This is a genomic window from Bacillus sp. FSL M7-1020, from assembly GCF_038050415.1.
GTDB lineage: Bacteria > Bacillota > Bacilli > Bacillales > Bacillaceae_G > Bacillus_A > Bacillus_A toyonensis.
Genome location: NZ_JBBOTW010000001.1, coordinates 5,027,501 through 5,042,500 on the forward strand (window position 1 = coordinate 5,027,501; position 15,000 = coordinate 5,042,500).

16 protein-coding genes, 1 tRNA gene, 2 rRNA genes, 1 other RNA gene and 1 other annotated feature (2 of these 21 only partly in view) are annotated in these 15,000 nt (G+C 37.7%); of the genes, 16 read left to right on the forward strand and 4 right to left on the reverse strand.

Going from position 1 to position 15,000, the window contains the following annotated elements:
* Both MHB70_RS25850 and rrf read left to right on the forward strand, forming a co-directional pair.
* Positions 1 to 438: ribosomal RNA gene (locus MHB70_RS25850) — 23S ribosomal RNA — on the forward strand; it begins 2,484 nt to the left of the window's first position.
* Between the two features lie 49 nt (positions 439 to 487).
* Positions 488 to 603 (forward strand): 5S ribosomal RNA (gene rrf, locus MHB70_RS25855).
* A 34-nt stretch (positions 604 to 637) separates the two neighbouring features.
* On the opposite strand, the gene MHB70_RS25860 is transcribed toward rrf, so the two are convergent.
* A complete protein-coding gene (locus MHB70_RS25860; protein WP_000554256.1) occupies positions 638 to 1,639 on the reverse strand; it encodes a YaaC family protein in 1,002 nt (333 codons plus the stop codon).
* Between the two features lie 115 nt (positions 1,640 to 1,754).
* Between MHB70_RS25860 and guaB the strand changes: the two genes are divergently transcribed.
* From guaB to MHB70_RS25895, 7 genes are all read left to right on the forward strand, one after another.
* Complete coding sequence (gene guaB, locus MHB70_RS25865) at positions 1,755 to 3,218, forward strand: IMP dehydrogenase (RefSeq protein WP_000264091.1); 1,464 nt, start codon at positions 1,755 to 1,757, stop codon at positions 3,216 to 3,218.
* A 113-nt stretch (positions 3,219 to 3,331) separates the two neighbouring features.
* The gene (locus tag MHB70_RS25870) at positions 3,332 to 4,642 is read left to right on the forward strand and encodes a serine hydrolase (protein WP_131202456.1); all 1,311 of its coding nucleotides are present in this window, start codon (positions 3,332 to 3,334) and stop codon (positions 4,640 to 4,642) included.
* A 160-nt stretch (positions 4,643 to 4,802) separates the two neighbouring features.
* Positions 4,803 to 5,690: a pyridoxal 5'-phosphate synthase lyase subunit PdxS gene (pdxS, locus tag MHB70_RS25875; protein ID WP_000186168.1), complete on the forward strand. Its 888-nt coding sequence runs from the start codon at positions 4,803 to 4,805 to the stop codon at positions 5,688 to 5,690.
* Between the two features lie 18 nt (positions 5,691 to 5,708).
* Positions 5,709 to 6,299 carry a pyridoxal 5'-phosphate synthase glutaminase subunit PdxT gene (gene pdxT, locus MHB70_RS25880; RefSeq protein ID WP_000238778.1) on the forward strand — a complete coding sequence of 197 codons (591 nt, stop codon included), beginning with the start codon at positions 5,709 to 5,711 and terminating at the stop codon, positions 6,297 to 6,299.
* Positions 6,300 to 6,353: 54 nt separating this feature from the next.
* Positions 6,354 to 6,575 (forward strand) — a binding site (T-box leader).
* Positions 6,576 to 6,626: 51 nt separating this feature from the next.
* Positions 6,627 to 7,901 carry a serine--tRNA ligase gene (serS, locus tag MHB70_RS25885; protein ID WP_341343698.1) on the forward strand — a complete coding sequence of 425 codons (1,275 nt, stop codon included), beginning with the start codon at positions 6,627 to 6,629 and terminating at the stop codon, positions 7,899 to 7,901.
* A gap of 154 nt (positions 7,902 to 8,055) precedes the next feature.
* A tRNA-Ser gene (locus MHB70_RS25890) sits at positions 8,056 to 8,148 on the forward strand.
* Positions 8,149 to 8,314: 166 nt separating this feature from the next.
* Positions 8,315 to 8,707, forward strand: a complete 393-nt coding sequence (locus MHB70_RS25895) for a DUF3797 domain-containing protein (RefSeq protein ID WP_000364197.1) — start codon at positions 8,315 to 8,317, stop codon at positions 8,705 to 8,707.
* A 35-nt stretch (positions 8,708 to 8,742) separates the two neighbouring features.
* On the opposite strand, the gene MHB70_RS25900 is transcribed toward MHB70_RS25895, so the two are convergent.
* The 3 genes from MHB70_RS25900 to MHB70_RS25910 form a co-directional block, all read right to left on the reverse strand.
* Positions 8,743 to 9,411 (reverse strand): deoxynucleoside kinase, encoded by a 669-nt coding sequence (locus tag MHB70_RS25900; RefSeq protein WP_001053585.1) that lies wholly within the window; start codon positions 9,409 to 9,411, stop codon positions 8,743 to 8,745.
* A 2-nt stretch (positions 9,412 to 9,413) separates the two neighbouring features.
* Positions 9,414 to 10,049 (reverse strand): deoxynucleoside kinase, encoded by a 636-nt coding sequence (locus MHB70_RS25905; protein WP_000148219.1) that lies wholly within the window; start codon positions 10,047 to 10,049, stop codon positions 9,414 to 9,416.
* 125 nt (positions 10,050 to 10,174) lie between these two features.
* Positions 10,175 to 10,714 (reverse strand): isochorismatase family cysteine hydrolase, encoded by a 540-nt coding sequence (locus MHB70_RS25910; protein ID WP_061530259.1) that lies wholly within the window; start codon positions 10,712 to 10,714, stop codon positions 10,175 to 10,177.
* Between the two features lie 108 nt (positions 10,715 to 10,822).
* Between MHB70_RS25910 and tadA the strand changes: the two genes are divergently transcribed.
* The 7 genes from tadA to MHB70_RS25945 all read left to right on the forward strand — a co-directional run.
* The gene (gene tadA, locus MHB70_RS25915; RefSeq protein ID WP_000434333.1) at positions 10,823 to 11,323 is read left to right on the forward strand and encodes a tRNA adenosine(34) deaminase TadA; all 501 of its coding nucleotides are present in this window, start codon (positions 10,823 to 10,825) and stop codon (positions 11,321 to 11,323) included.
* A gap of 79 nt (positions 11,324 to 11,402) precedes the next feature.
* Positions 11,403 to 11,667: signal recognition particle sRNA large type (gene ffs, locus MHB70_RS25920), an RNA gene on the forward strand.
* A gap of 131 nt (positions 11,668 to 11,798) precedes the next feature.
* Positions 11,799 to 13,487, forward strand: coding sequence for a DNA polymerase III subunit gamma/tau (gene dnaX / locus MHB70_RS25925; RefSeq protein ID WP_061530260.1), 1,689 nt, complete (start codon positions 11,799 to 11,801; stop codon positions 13,485 to 13,487).
* A gap of 25 nt (positions 13,488 to 13,512) precedes the next feature.
* Entirely contained in the window at positions 13,513 to 13,839 is a 327-nt protein-coding gene (locus MHB70_RS25930) for a YbaB/EbfC family nucleoid-associated protein (RefSeq protein WP_170957726.1), read from the forward strand.
* A 14-nt stretch (positions 13,840 to 13,853) separates the two neighbouring features.
* Positions 13,854 to 14,450 (forward strand): recombination protein RecR, encoded by a 597-nt coding sequence (gene recR, locus MHB70_RS25935; RefSeq protein ID WP_000559167.1) that lies wholly within the window; start codon positions 13,854 to 13,856, stop codon positions 14,448 to 14,450.
* Positions 14,451 to 14,464: 14 nt separating this feature from the next.
* Positions 14,465 to 14,686 (forward strand): YaaL family protein, encoded by a 222-nt coding sequence (locus MHB70_RS25940; RefSeq protein WP_000466018.1) that lies wholly within the window; start codon positions 14,465 to 14,467, stop codon positions 14,684 to 14,686.
* A gap of 225 nt (positions 14,687 to 14,911) precedes the next feature.
* Positions 14,912 to 15,000: the 5' end (the start) of a pro-sigmaK processing inhibitor BofA family protein gene (locus MHB70_RS25945; RefSeq protein WP_001089268.1), read on the forward strand. Its footprint extends 181 nt past the window's final position; the window shows 89 of its 270 coding nt (coding positions 1-89); it begins with the start codon at positions 14,912 to 14,914; its stop codon lies beyond the right edge, outside the window.

The following is a 15,000-nucleotide window of genomic DNA, read 5'->3' on the forward strand; positions in this document are numbered from 1 at the left end:
TCCCCCAAGAGTCCACATCGACGGGGAGGTTTGGCACCTCGATGTCGGCTCATCGCATCCTGGGGCTGTAGTCGGTCCCAAGGGTTGGGCTGTTCGCCCATTAAAGCGGTACGCGAGCTGGGTTCAGAACGTCGTGAGACAGTTCGGTCCCTATCCGTCGTGGGCGTAGGAAATTTGAGAGGAGCTGTCCTTAGTACGAGAGGACCGGGATGGACGCACCGCTGGTGTACCAGTTGTTCTGCCAAGGGCATAGCTGGGTAGCTATGTGCGGAAGGGATAAGTGCTGAAAGCATCTAAGCATGAAGCCCCCCTCAAGATGAGATTTCCCATAGCGTAAGCTAGTAAGATCCCTGAAAGATGATCAGGTTGATAGGTTCGAGGTGGAAGCATGGTGACATGTGGAGCTGACGAATACTAATAGATCGAGGACTTAACCATATAATATGTAGCAAATGTTATCTAGTTTTGAAGGAATATGCCTTCATAGTTTGGTGATGATGGCAGAGAGGTCACACCCGTTCCCATACCGAACACGGAAGTTAAGCTCTCTAGCGCCGATGGTAGTTGGGACCTTGTCCCTGTGAGAGTAGGACGTCGCCAAGCAACTAAAAAACACGAGTCTTTGACTCGTGTTTTTTTATTTCCCATGAAATAGATTAGATTCTGATAGTAAAAATACTGAAATATAGTAAGGTATTTTTTGGGCAGAAATATTAAGGAATTGATAAATAAATGGATAATCTTCAGATCCATAACTACCAAGTAAGTCATACCACCAATCAGTTTCATACCTAGAAATCATGCTTAAATTATAGAGCAATAAGTAATGAACGAGGAGCTCAGGTAAAATGGGTTTAGAATTTCTAGGATTAGTCGTAAGTGGTAAGTAATAAGTATTAGTAAGGTACTCATAGTATAAAGGAGTACTATACATAGGATTCCACGATTGAATAGGCGCCGAAAAAAACACATTCGATTCACTATTTTTCTCAGCTACGTGTTGTATCGATAAATGTTTACAAGTTGTTTCGATGTAACGAGAAAATCGCTCTTTAGTCATATGTAATCGATCTAATATATTGACTGAAAAGGAGAGCTCATTTTTATTTGTTGAATCGATCTTATATAAAGTCGATACTTTTTGACTATAACGAAACAAATTTTGTAATTCAGGAATATTCCCCATCAGCTCTAACATATTAAACTTCTCCGCTTCTAAGTGTTTCATGTGAAACAGTTGTTCTGCAACGTGAGTAAATAATCCGTTTTTCTGTATTTTCACCTCATCTTCTAAAAATTGATATCCCTGTTTTTTTCGTTTACGAGTTGTAACGCCATGAGCTAAAACAGTAGTTGATTCTGGGTAGTTAGGATCAATAGTTAACAAGCAAGCTTTAAATAGTTGGCTAATTCCATAAAATAACAACATTGGTTGAATCGAAAAAGGGGCCGCCTTATATAATTCGTAATAATTTTTCCCGTGTTCTAAGTAGTAAATAAAGGGATAACAGTTTTCAAAACTTTTTTTTTCAGCATCTTGTATGGAGGATTTTTCATAACAACGGGCAAGATAACGTTGTACATTTTGAGATGAAAAAAAGAAACTTAATTGCTGCCAAGTACAATGTGTTTGATGCATATATTACGCTCCTTTTATTGTCTAAAAATTCTAACATATATATACGTCCTTGACAGTATTTTAACCAATTGATAAGCTACTAATAATAATTTCTGGTATCATGGGGGGAACAATTATGTGGGAATCTAAATTTGTTAAAGAAGGTTTGACTTTTGATGATGTATTACTTGTACCAGCGAGGTCAGATATATTACCAAGAGAAGTAAGTGTTAAAACAGTTTTATCTGAAAGCTTACAGCTAAACATCCCGTTAATTAGTGCAGGAATGGATACAGTAACAGAAGCTGACATGGCTATTGCAATGGCTCGCCAAGGCGGTTTAGGAATTATTCATAAGAATATGTCTATTGAGCAACAGGCAGAGCAAGTTGATAAAGTAAAGCGCTCTGAAAGCGGCGTTATTTCAGATCCTTTCTTCTTAACTCCAGAACATCAAGTATATGATGCAGAACATCTTATGGGAAAATATCGTATCTCAGGTGTACCAGTTGTAAATAATTTAGATGAGCGAAAATTAGTTGGTATTATTACCAACCGTGATATGCGTTTCATCCAAGATTACTCAATCAAAATTTCTGACGTAATGACAAAAGAACAGTTAATTACAGCTCCAGTTGGTACTACACTGGAAGAAGCTGAAAAGATCCTACAAAAGTATAAAATTGAAAAGCTCCCTCTTGTTGATAATAACGGTGTATTACAAGGGCTTATTACAATAAAAGATATTGAAAAAGTAATTGAATTCCCAAACTCTGCTAAAGATAAGCAAGGACGCTTATTAGTTGGAGCGGCTGTTGGTGTAACGGCTGATGCTATGCTTCGTATCGATGCATTAGTAAAAGCTAGCGTAGATGCAATTGTACTTGATACAGCTCATGGGCATTCTAAAGGTGTTATTGAAAAGGTAAAAGAAGTTCGTGCGAAATATCCAGCACTAAATATTATCGCTGGAAATGTTGCTACAGCTGAAGCAACGAAAGCATTAATCGAGGCTGGTGCAAACGTAGTTAAAGTTGGTATTGGACCAGGTTCTATTTGTACGACACGCGTTGTAGCTGGTGTTGGTGTACCACAATTAACAGCAGTTTATGATTGTGCAACAGAAGCTCGTAAACACGGTATTCCAGTTATTGCTGATGGCGGTGTTAAGTACTCTGGTGATATGGTTAAAGCTTTAGCAGCAGGAGCACACGTTGTTATGCTAGGTAGTATGTTTGCTGGTGTTGCTGAAAGCCCTGGAGAAACTGAGATTTACCAAGGTCGCCAATTTAAAGTATATCGTGGTATGGGTTCTGTTGGAGCGATGGAAAAAGGAAGTAAAGATCGTTACTTCCAAGAAGGAAACAAAAAACTTGTTCCAGAAGGTATTGAAGGACGCGTACCATATAAAGGACCTTTAGCAGATACAGTTCATCAATTAGTTGGTGGATTACGTGCAGGTATGGGATATTGTGGAGCACAGGATTTAGAATTCTTACGTGAGAATGCACAGTTCATTCGCATGTCAGGTGCTGGTTTACGTGAAAGCCACCCTCATCATGTACAAATTACAAAAGAGGCTCCAAACTACTCATTATAATGTCTTATATGTAAATAGATAGAGATTTGATATCTCTGTCTATTTTTTTTTGATTATGTTAGAATAACGGTTATGTGAGTACATAGATATTGGGGGTAGCAAAAGTGAAAGGTATGTTTTGCAAAAGATTCATGGCTTTGGTAACGGTGCTTACACTAGCTTGTAGCATGCTGTTACCATATAGCAATGCATCGGCTGAAACAGGAGCCGCTCTAAACATTGAAGCAGGTGCGGCAATTTTAGTAGAAGCGAATTCTGGGAAAATTTTATATCAAAAGAATGCAGATGAGTTATTATCAATTGCTAGTATGACAAAAATGATGAGTGAATATTTAGTTCATGAAGCAGTGGATAAAGGAAAACTTAAGTGGGATCAAAAGATTAAGGTTTCTGAATATGCGCATAAGATTTCACAGGATCGTTCATTATCAAATGTTCCACTAGAAAATGGTGGTTCTTATACGGTAAAAGAGTTATACGAAGCGATGGCGATTTATTCCGCTAATGGAGCAACAATTGCTCTAGGTGAAGCAGTGGCAGGAAAAGAAGTTAATTTTGTAAAAATGATGAATGATAAGGCAAAAGAGTTGGGATTGAAAAATTATAAATTTGTAAATTCTACAGGCCTAACGAACAAAGATTTAAAAGGACAGCATCCCGAAGGAACAACACCGGATGAAGAAAATAAAATGTCTGCAAGGGACGTCGCAATTTTAGCACAACATCTTATTAAGGATTATCCCAAAACATTAGATACAGCAAAAATCCCTAAAAAAGTATTCCAAGAGGGCGGAAAATACCCGATTAATATGGATAACTGGAATTGGATGTTAAAAGGTTTAGTTAAGCAATACGATGGCGTAGACGGCCTGAAAACAGGATCAACTCCAGAAGCCGGTGATTGCTTCACTGGTACGGTTGAAAGAAACGGTATGCGTTTTATTTCTGTAGTTATTAAAACAAGTTCTCATACAGCACGTTTTGATGAAACGAAGAAGTTATATGATTATGGATTTGCTAACTTTGAAATGAAGCAAATGTATAAAAAAGATTCTTCAGTAAAAGGACAAGAAACAGTAAGAGTAGAAAATGCAAAAGATAAAGATGTAGCGGTTCAAACAAAACAAGTTGTTTCACTTCCAGTGCCAAAAGGAAGTAAAGATGTTTATAAAACAGAATTTAAAGAAGCAAGTAAGGGACAAGAAGCACCTATTAAAAAGGGTGTTGCACTTGGTCAGATGGTAATTACACCAAAAGATACGAATGACCCTGGATTTTTATCTGGTAAGTCATTACAAGTAGATCTTGTAACAACATCAGCAGTGGAAGAAGCAAACTGGTTTACTCGTTCTATGCGCGGAATCGGCTCTTTCTTTAGTGGTATATGGAATAGTGCTGTTGATACAGTAAAAGGTTGGTTTTAAAAGCTCCTCATTGTAGGAGCTTTTTCTTATTCCCATTTTTCATACCTACTTTATGAAAAAGTAGTAGACAAGCATCTGATAGTTAATGGTAGAATGTAAGAGTATTCTTAATTTTCGCCTTTAACGGGGGAAAGCAATTCACCTAGGGGGGTTTTTGTACATGACAAATGTAACAGGGACAGAACGTGTAAAACGTGGAATGGCAGAAATGCAAAAAGGCGGCGTTATTATGGACGTAGTTAACGCTGAACAAGCAAGGATTGCAGAAGAAGCAGGCGCAGTTGCCGTTATGGCATTAGAGCGTGTACCAGCAGATATTCGTGCAGCAGGTGGCGTTTCTCGTATGGCAGACCCAACGATTGTTGAAGAAGTTATGGGTGCGGTGTCAATTCCGGTTATGGCAAAATGCCGTATCGGTCATCTTGTAGAAGCACGTGTATTAGAATCATTAGGGGTAGACTATATCGATGAGAGTGAAGTATTAACTCCTGCTGATGAAGTATACCATTTAAATAAACGTGATTACACAGTTCCGTTTGTATGTGGTTGCCGTGATATCGGAGAAGCTGCACGTCGTATTGCAGAAGGTGCATCTATGCTTCGTACAAAAGGTGAGCCAGGAACAGGAAACATTGTAGAGGCAGTGCGTCATATGCGCCAAGTCAATGCAGAAATCCGTCAAGTTGCAAGTCTACGTGAAGATGAGTTAATGACATATGCAAAAAATACTGGTGCTCCTTATGAAGTACTACTTGAAATTAAACGCCTTGGTCGCTTGCCAGTTGTAAACTTTGCAGCAGGTGGTGTAGCAACACCAGCAGATGCAGCGTTAATGATGCAACTTGGTGCTGATGGTGTATTTGTTGGATCTGGTATCTTCAAATCAGAGAACCCAGAGAAATTTGCACGTGCAATCGTTGAAGCGACGACTCATTATGAAGATTACGAACTAATTGCAAGCCTTTCTAAAGGATTGGGTAATGCAATGAAAGGTGTCGAAATTTCAACGTTATTACCAGAACAACGCATGCAAGAGCGTGGATGGTAATTGAAGGAGAACTTTAAAATGGTGAAAATCGGTGTACTAGGTCTTCAAGGTGCAGTTCGTGAGCATGTAAAATCAGTTGAAGCAAGTGGTGCAGAAGCTGTTGTTGTAAAGCGTATAGAGCAACTTGAAGAGATTGATGGTTTTATTTTACCAGGCGGTGAAAGTACAACAATGCGTCGTCTTATTGATAAGTATGCTTTCATGGAACCACTTCGTACATTTGCGAAGTCTGGTAAACCAATGTTTGGTACATGTGCAGGTATGATTCTTCTTGCGAAAACACTTATTGGCTATGAAGAAGCACATATTGGTGCTATGGATATTACAGTTGAACGCAATGCGTTTGGACGCCAAAAAGATAGTTTTGAAGCCGCACTTTCAATGAAAGGTGTGGGGGAAGACTTTATTGGTGTATTTATCCGTGCTCCGTATGTTGTAGATGTTGCTGATAACGTTGAAGTACTTTCTAAGCACGGCGATCGAATGGTAGCGGTAAGACAAGATCAGTTTTTAGCTGCTTCATTCCATCCGGAATTAACGGATGATCATCGTGTGACAGCATACTTTGTCGAAATGGTAAAAGAAGCTAAAATGAAAAAAGTTGTGTAAGTAACTTGCAACTTGTATAAGATTATAGTAAATTGATGGTAACAATTTTATAAAATAAGCGTGTTGATAGGAAGTAGTAACAAATGTCGTTTCTTATAGAGAGTCGATGGTTGGTGGAAATCGATAGAAACAGTTTGTGAATCCATCCTGGAATGGAATGTGGAATATCTTTATGATTAGTAAACATTCCCGGTGAAGAGCCGTTATTTCTACTTGAGAGGAAAGTAGTAATGCTTTCAACTAGGGTGGCAACGCGGGTTAACTCCCGTCCCTTTGTATAGGGACGGGAGTTTTTTGTATTTTATAAAATAAAAGGAGGAGTATATAATGCTTGATATTAAATTATTACGTACAAACTTTGAAGAAGTAAAAGCAAAATTGCAGCATAGAGGCGAAGATTTAACGGAGTTTGGTCGTTTTGAAGAGCTTGATACGAGAAGAAGAGAATTACTTGTTCAAACAGAAGAACTAAAAAGTAAACGTAACGAAGTGTCTCAACAAATTTCAGTATTAAAGCGTGAAAAGAAAGATGCAGAAGCTTTAATTTTAGAAATGCGTGAAGTTGGAGAAAAAGTAAAAGATCTTGATAATGAACTTCGTAAAGTTGAAGAAGACTTAGAAAGATTAATGTTATCTATTCCAAATATTCCTCATGAATCTGCTCCAGTTGGTGAAACAGAGGATGATAATGTAGTAGCGCGTACTTGGGGAGAAGTGAAGGAATTTGCTTTTGAACCAAAACCACATTGGGATCTTGCTACAGATTTAGGAGTTTTAGATTTTGAGCGTGCTGGGAAAGTAACAGGAAGCCGCTTCGTATTTTACAAAGGTGCAGGCGCAAGATTAGAGCGTGCTTTAATTAGTTTTATGCTTGATCTTCATACTGACGAGCATGGATATGAAGAAGTGTTACCTCCGTATATGGTAAACCGTGCAAGTATGACAGGAACAGGACAACTTCCGAAGTTTGAAGAAGATGCATTCCGTATTGAAAGTGAAGATTACTTCTTAATTCCAACAGCAGAAGTACCTGTAACGAATATGCATCGTGATGAGATTTTAAATAAAGAGCAATTGCCTATAAGATATGCTGCATTTAGCTCTTGCTTCCGTTCTGAAGCAGGTTCAGCTGGTCGCGATACACGTGGTTTAATTCGCCAACATCAGTTCAATAAAGTAGAGCTTGTGAAGTTCGTAAAACCAGAAGATTCTTATGAAGAGTTAGAAAAATTAACAAATGATGCAGAACGCGTGTTACAATTATTAGAGTTGCCATATCGCGTTATGAGCATGTGCACAGGCGATTTAGGATTTACAGCAGCGAAGAAATACGATATTGAAGTATGGATTCCAAGCTATGGCACATATCGTGAAATTTCTTCTTGTAGTAATTTTGAAGCTTTCCAAGCGAGACGTGCAAATATCCGTTTCCGCCGTGAGCCAAACGGAAAACCAGAACATGTTCATACATTAAATGGATCTGGTCTTGCAATTGGACGTACGGTTGCAGCTATTTTAGAGAACTACCAACAAGAAGATGGTACAATTATAATTCCAGAAGTTCTTCGCCCTTATATGGGAGGAAAAACAGTTATTAAGTAAATTTAAACATTCATCGGTATGAGTGATTGGTAATTATGAGCGTTGTCAGTACTGTAATGTAGGAGGGGGAAAGTAAAATTTTCCTTTCCTCATAATTTATTTTAGTAGGGTTGACTAACTGTTTTTCTTTTGATATTATATTTGATGTCAATATGGAGGTATACCCAAGTCTGGCTGAAGGGATCGGTCTTGAAAACCGACAGGCGGCGAGAGTCGCGCGGGGGTTCGAATCCCTCTACCTCCTCCAGATATAATTGACAACAGCGCATATAAGTGGAGATTGGAGAACTCGTTACCAACACGTAACGAGTTTTTATTTTAAAACCAATCATAAAGTATGGTGTAAGGCGATTTTGTCCTTATTACACACTCATATTCCGATGATTATCTTCATAGATATGAAAGGAGTCAACATGGATCTTATTATACAAACGTTTCCTTTAGATGGAAAAACTTTATATTATGTACAATGTCCTGTCTGTAAGAACAATAGAATTTTAAACAGTGGTGCAAATGTATCGCGCATTATAAGCGATGATACATTCCGTAAACTTTGTGGTTGTACTTGTGATGTAAAGCAAGCTACGACAAAAGTAGAGGCGCCAAAAAAGGTTGAAAAACCAGCTGTAAAGAAAGAAGCAGCTCCAAAACGTACAGGTAAAGTATTAACGGCAGTGATTAACGGGAAAGAAATGACTGTTAAAGAGATTGCTGAAACATATGACATTAGTACAAGTACTGTTCGTCAGCGTATTAACGCTGGAAAACCTGAGAGTGAAATTATTGCTCCAACAAAGAAGAAGTAATTTAATAGGAAAACCCGTGCATATGCACGGGTTTTTTATTTTACAAGTTTACGTGTTTGTTTTAAGAAATGGCCAATTTTTTTAATGATTGGTTCGATTGAATCGCCATCTTTTAAAATATCGTATTCATTAATGTTTAATCGTAAAACAGGGCATGAATTGAAGTTGTTAATCCAGTTTTCGTAACGTCCGTGCATCTCTTTCCAATACTCAATTGGTGTTTGCTGCTCCATCGGGCGTCCGCGTTCTTGAATACGGTCTACAATATCATCGAAAGAACCTTCTAAGTAAATTAATAAGTCTGGATGAGGGAAGTAAGGAGTCATGACCATAGCATCAAATAAACCTTTGTATGTTTCATAATCAGTTTCCGTCATTGTACCTTTTTCATGATGCATCTTTGCGAAAATTCCAGTGTCTTCATAGATAGAACGGTCTTGAACAAAACCACCACCGTATTCAAAAATTCTCTTTTGTTCTTTAAATCGTTCTGCTAAGAAGTATACTTGCAAGTGGAAGCTCCAGCGTGTGAAATCGGCATAGAACTTGTCCAAATATGGATTAGAATCTACTTTTTCAAATGATGTGCGATAACCTAAAGCGTTAGCTAGTGCAGTTGTCATAGTTGATTTTCCGACACCTACTGTTCCAGCGATAGTAATTACTGCATCATTCGGTATATCATATTTTTGCCTTAAATTCATTATTATTTCGACTCCTTTAAGAGAGTATTTTGAAGGGCGGATAGGATGACGTTTAAATCATCGGGATTTTGTACAAAATCCATATCATCTCCGTTAAATTTCAACACTGGGATATCTGGATGGTCCTTTTTAAAAGTATCCATTGCTGTTTCGTAATCTTTTGTGAGCTGTAGTAAGTAATTTGGATCCATATTTTTTTCGAATTCTCTTCCGCGCATTGCGATTCGTTTTTGTAATGTTTCCAGGCTAGCTGTTAAATAAACGATGACATTTGGTACAGGCATATCTTGTGTAAGGATACGATAGATTTGCATGTATTTGTCATATTGAGAATCTTTTAATGTACGGGATGCGAAAATTAAATTTTTAAATATATGATAATCTGCTACTACTGGCTTCCTTTGATTCAAATACTTTATGTTAATGTCTTCTAGTTGTTTGTATCTATTACAAAGAAAGAACATCTCTGTTTGAAAACTCCATTCGTCGATGTCTTCATAGAACTTTCCTAAAAAAGGGTTTTCATCAACAATCTCTTTTAGTAAGTGGAGTTGCATGTGAGTTGAAATTTCCTTCGCAAGTGAAGTTTTTCCAACACCAATTGGTCCTTCAACCGTGATAAATGGTACTCCGGTCACGCTGTTTCCTCCTTTCAATCAGTGATTTGCCGTGACTACTAAAAACACAAAACAGAATTATTGTAGCACAAGAGGGAAGCGAGCGGGTTAATTTGATATAAAAAGTTAGAAAATAGATATATGTATTAATTAATTTTTATTTGAGATGACGGTATTATATTTGCTTTCAATGTAGCTTCCATTATTTTTAAAGCATGCAGATTGTCCTGATCATTGTTAGAGGCAATGCAATCCTGTGGTACATGCAGTGTATAATTTCTCATATGAGCATCGTTAGCAGTAAATAGGATACATATATTTCCGGCAACTCCTGTTAATATCAGATTTTCTATTTTTAAATAGCCCAATAAAGAATTCAAAGGCGTTTCATAAAAAGCAGAGTAATGTGGTTTAATAAAAATGTAATCATCAGAATGTGGAGCAATCTTATGAATTATATTTTCACTATACTCATTTGTACAATGAGTAATCAGTTGGTCAATATCAGATCTCCAAAGTTGATAATGGTCATTAACATAAATTATGGGATAGCCGAAGGCTTTCATTGTTTTCTTTAATTGTAAAATAGGATTTGTTATAGTTTCGCATTTTTTTGCCAGGATGGGCCCGTGGGAAAATTGAAAGTCATTAATCATATCAATAATGAGCAAAGCAGTGTTTTTCATATGTAATCCCCTCTCTTTTTCTTTTAGGGTGGATTGAATTTATAAAAGTTATCCCACGTGTAGTAAATGGAAAAAGGTTTATTTTATTTGTGATGAAAGGACTAGGTTATGGAACAAGATCAAGATATTTATTTTATGCAACTAGCGATAGAAGAGGCTAAAAAGGCAGAGGAAATACAAGAAGTACCAATTGGTGCAGTCATAGTGTTAGATGGTGAGGTAATTAGTGTCGCTCATAATTTAAGGGAAACTGAGCAACGATCAATCGCTCATGCCGAGTTGTTAGCGATTGATGAAGCTTGCAAAAAGCTAGGGACATGGCGTTTAGAAGATGCAACGTTATATGTAACCTTAGAGCCCTGTCCAATGTGTGCGGGTGGAATTGTTTTATCACGAGTGAAGCGAGTTGTATATGGTGCAAGTGATCCGAAGGGCGGATGTGCAGGAACATTAATGAATCTTTTAACAGATGAACGTTTTAATCATCAATGTGAAGTAGTCACTGGTGTATTAGAAGAAGAGTGCGGTACGTTGCTAACAAACTTTTTTAGAGAGCTTCGTAAAAAAAGAAAAGCGATAAAAAAATTAGAGAAAAGTAACGAGAATTAACGCATTTGCATTTTATAAAAAAACAAGTTATACTGATAATGCCTTTAATGAAGGCAACCGAATATTGGTTTTAACTTTGCCGTGCTAAGCGGGGAGGTAGCGGTGCCCTATACTCGCAATCCGCTCTAGCGAGGCCGAATCCCTTCTCGAGGTTATGTTGCTGTAAGGTCTGCCTTAAGTAAGTGGTGTTGACGTTTGGGTCCTGCGCAACGGGACCCCGTGAACCTTGTCAGGTCCGGAAGGAAGCAGCAATAAGCGGGTTTTCTCGTGTGCCGCAGGAGTGCCTGAACCGAGCTAACTGCTTGAGTAACGCTTATGGTACGTAATCGACAGAAGGTGCACGGCAGTTATATATGTATACAAAACTCACCTTGATACAAGGTGGGTTTTTTGTATGGAAAATAACTTTTGGAATCTATAAACAGAATGGGTTATAATATATAAGATAATAACCTTTGAGGGAGGCCGTATTTTCGTGTCATACCAAGCGTTATACCGAACATGGAGACCGCAAAAGTTCGAAGATGTAGTCGGTCAAAAGCACGTAACAAAAACGTTGCAAAATGCCCTTCTTCAAGAGAAAGTTTCACATGCTTATTTATTTTCTGGTCCGAGGGGAACAGGAAAAACGACGATTGCAAAAGTATTTGCAAAAGCAATTAACTGTGAACATGCTCCGGTAGCTGAACCTTGTAATGAATGTCCTTCTTGTTTAGGAATTACACAAGGATCTATTTCAGATGTATTAGAAATTGATGCGGCTTCAAATAACGGTGTAGATGAAATTCGAGATATAAGAGATAAAGTAAAATATGCTCCAAGTGCTGTAGAATATAAAGTATACATTATCGATGAGGTTCACATGCTTTCTATGGGTGCCTTTAATGCTCTTCTAAAAACTTTAGAAGAGCCACCAGGACATGTTATCTTTGTTTTAGCGACAACAGAACCACATAAGATTCCACCTACGATTATTTCGAGATGTCAGCGATTTGAATTCCGAAAAATATCAGTAAATGATATTGTTGAGAGATTATCGACGGTTGTGACAAATGAGGGTACGCAAGTAGAAGAGGAAGCACTACAAATTGTTGCTCGTGCTGCCGAGGGTGGTATGCGTGATGCACTTAGCCTTATTGATCAGGCTATATCTTATAGTGATGATGCAGTTACGACAGAAGATGTTTTAGCTGTAACAGGCTCTGTTTCTCAGCAATATTTAGGTAACCTAGTAGAATGTATACGTGAAAATGATGTATCAAGAGCATTACGTATCATAGATGAGATGATGAGTAAAGGGAAGGATCCAGTTCGATTTATGGAAGATTTCATTTACTATTATCGTGATATGCTTTTATATCAAACTTCACCACAACTAGAACATATGTTGGAACGAGTAATTGTAGATGATCAATTCCGCATGTTAAGTGAAGAAATGCAGCCGGAAGTAATCTATGAGATTATTCATAGTCTTAGTAAAGGGCAACAAGAGATGAAGTGGACAAACCATCCACGAATTTTCTTAGAAGTTGTGATGGTACAACTGTGTCAGCAGTTTATGATGCAAGCAAACGGTGCAGATCGTTTACAAGCGGTTATGAACAGAATGCAGCAACTGGAGAAAGAATTAGAACAAGTTAAAAAGAATGGTGTACCAGCTGGCGTGCAACCTGAAGTAAGAGAGACGCGTGCAACACCAAAACCAATGCGAACGGGAAGTATGAAAATTCCTGTTGGACGTGTAAATGAAGTGTTGAAGCAGGCGAAGCGTCAAGAATTAGAACAATTGAAAGCCGTATGGGGTGAGTTGTTAGGAAGACTCAAATCGTATAACAAAGTGGCATTTGCTGTTTTATTAGAAAATAGTGAGCCAGTAGCGGCTTCAGATGATACTTATGTGTTAGCATTTCAATATGAGATTCATTGTAAAATGGCGAGTGAAAATCGTGAAGCAATGGATACGCTGGAACAAATTCTTTTTGAATTGCTAAGTAAAAAGTTAAATATGATTGCTATCCCGAAAAGTGAATGGGGTAAAATTCGTGAGGACTTTTTACAACGTGAAGGCGGGGATTCTGAAGAAAGCCCAGAGCAAAAAGAAGATCCTCTCATAGAAGAAGCAGTAAAATTAGTAGGGCAAGAACTTATTGAAATAAAAGAATAACTATTATTAGGAGGAATTAAATATGATGCGTGGCGGAATGGGAAATATGAATAACATGATGAAACAAATGCAAAAGATGCAAAAAGACATGGCAAAAGCACAGGAAGAGCTTGGTGAAAAAACGGTTGAAGGTACAGCTGGCGGTGGAATGGTTTCTGTAATTGCAAATGGCCATAAGCAAGTTCTTGAAGTGAAAATTAAAGAAGAAGTTGTAGATCCAGAAGATATCGAAATGTTACAAGATTTAGTGCTAGCTGCAACGAATGATGCACTTAAAAAGGTTGATGAACTTTCAAATTCTACAATGGGTAAATTTACAAAAGGCTTAAACTTACCAGGTGGAATGTTCTAGGAGGATATTGATATATGCATTATCCAGAGCCAATATCAAAATTAATTGATAGTTTTATGAAATTGCCAGGAATCGGACCGAAAACAGCGGTTCGATTGGCATTTTTCGTATTAGATATGAAAGAAGACGATGTGTTAGGTTTTGCGAAAGCACTTGTGAATGCGAAGCGAGATCTAGCGTATTGTTCTGTATGCGGACATATTACTGACCGTGATCCTTGTTATATTTGTGATGATTCACATCGAGATCAAACGGTTGTCTGTGTCGTACAAGAACCGAAAGATGTAATCGCGATGGAAAAAATGAAAGAGTATCAAGGTGTATATCATGTGTTACGTGGTGCAATTTCCCCGATGGAGGGAATTGGACCGGAAGACATTAATATCCCGCAACTCTTAAAGCGACTGCACGATGAAACGGTACAAGAAGTGATATTGGCAACAAATCCTAACATTGAAGGGGAAGCTACAGCGATGTATATATCCCGCCTCTTAAAGCCGACAGGTATTAAAGTAACTCGTATTGCACATGGTCTACCAGTTGGTGGAGATTTAGAATATGCAGATGAAGTAACTCTGTCAAAAGCGCTAGAAGGCCGCAGAGAAGTATAAGAGGAGAAACAAAAATGTTCTTTCAAAAAAAGGGTAAATTGCGTAAAGAGTATGACGATAAGTTAATTGTACTATTAGAAAAAGTAAAGAATGAATGGTTACGTCAAAAGAGAATGGTTGAACAAAGTGTTGAGCCGTCTCCAGATGTAATTTGTTCTTTGAAAATAGCGGAGGCGAAATATTTCTTCTTGTTAAAAGAAGCGAAGCGTCGCCCTGTAAAAATGGAACAATGGTAAAAGGTTCTGCTTTTTAAGCAGAACCTTTTATTTTTTATTTGTTAAAGTAGAGGGGTTATTTCGTTTTAAAAGAATCGTTGAGGATTCTGATGGGTTTGTATGAAGAAAATGTTGCTGCGTAAAAGTTATCACAATGGGCCGACTGGAGTTGTAGGATAAACGTTCTTTTTTATCGTCTTGTCCCATACATATAGATATGTATAGGTCATTCATAAGGAGGAAAAAATGAATTCTACAATTATTATTGTTGGTATTCTATCTCTTGTTTTTATTTTTCTTGTTTTTGGTGTTTCTTCTAAACCATTGCGTTTTAT

Coding starts and splice junctions, on each gene's coding strand:
- MHB70_RS25860 (WP_000554256.1), bottom strand. CDS start 1,639: ATGCATCAAACACATTGTACTTGGCAGCAATTAAGTTTCTTTTTTTCA.
- guaB (WP_000264091.1), top strand. CDS start 1,755: ATGTGGGAATCTAAATTTGTTAAAGAAGGTTTGACTTTTGATGATGTA.
- MHB70_RS25870 (WP_131202456.1), top strand. CDS start 3,332: ATGTTTTGCAAAAGATTCATGGCTTTGGTAACGGTGCTTACACTAGCT.
- pdxS (WP_000186168.1), top strand. CDS start 4,803: ATGACAAATGTAACAGGGACAGAACGTGTAAAACGTGGAATGGCAGAA.
- pdxT (WP_000238778.1), top strand. CDS start 5,709: ATGGTGAAAATCGGTGTACTAGGTCTTCAAGGTGCAGTTCGTGAGCAT.
- serS (WP_341343698.1), top strand. CDS start 6,627: ATGCTTGATATTAAATTATTACGTACAAACTTTGAAGAAGTAAAAGCA.
- MHB70_RS25895 (WP_000364197.1), top strand. CDS start 8,315: ATGGATCTTATTATACAAACGTTTCCTTTAGATGGAAAAACTTTATAT.
- MHB70_RS25900 (WP_001053585.1), bottom strand. CDS start 9,411: ATGAATTTAAGGCAAAAATATGATATACCGAATGATGCAGTAATTACT.
- MHB70_RS25910 (WP_061530259.1), bottom strand. CDS start 10,714: ATGAAAAACACTGCTTTGCTCATTATTGATATGATTAATGACTTTCAA.
- tadA (WP_000434333.1), top strand. CDS start 10,823: ATGGAACAAGATCAAGATATTTATTTTATGCAACTAGCGATAGAAGAG.
- MHB70_RS25930 (WP_170957726.1), top strand. CDS start 13,513: ATGCGTGGCGGAATGGGAAATATGAATAACATGATGAAACAAATGCAA.
- recR (WP_000559167.1), top strand. CDS start 13,854: ATGCATTATCCAGAGCCAATATCAAAATTAATTGATAGTTTTATGAAA.
- MHB70_RS25940 (WP_000466018.1), top strand. CDS start 14,465: ATGTTCTTTCAAAAAAAGGGTAAATTGCGTAAAGAGTATGACGATAAG.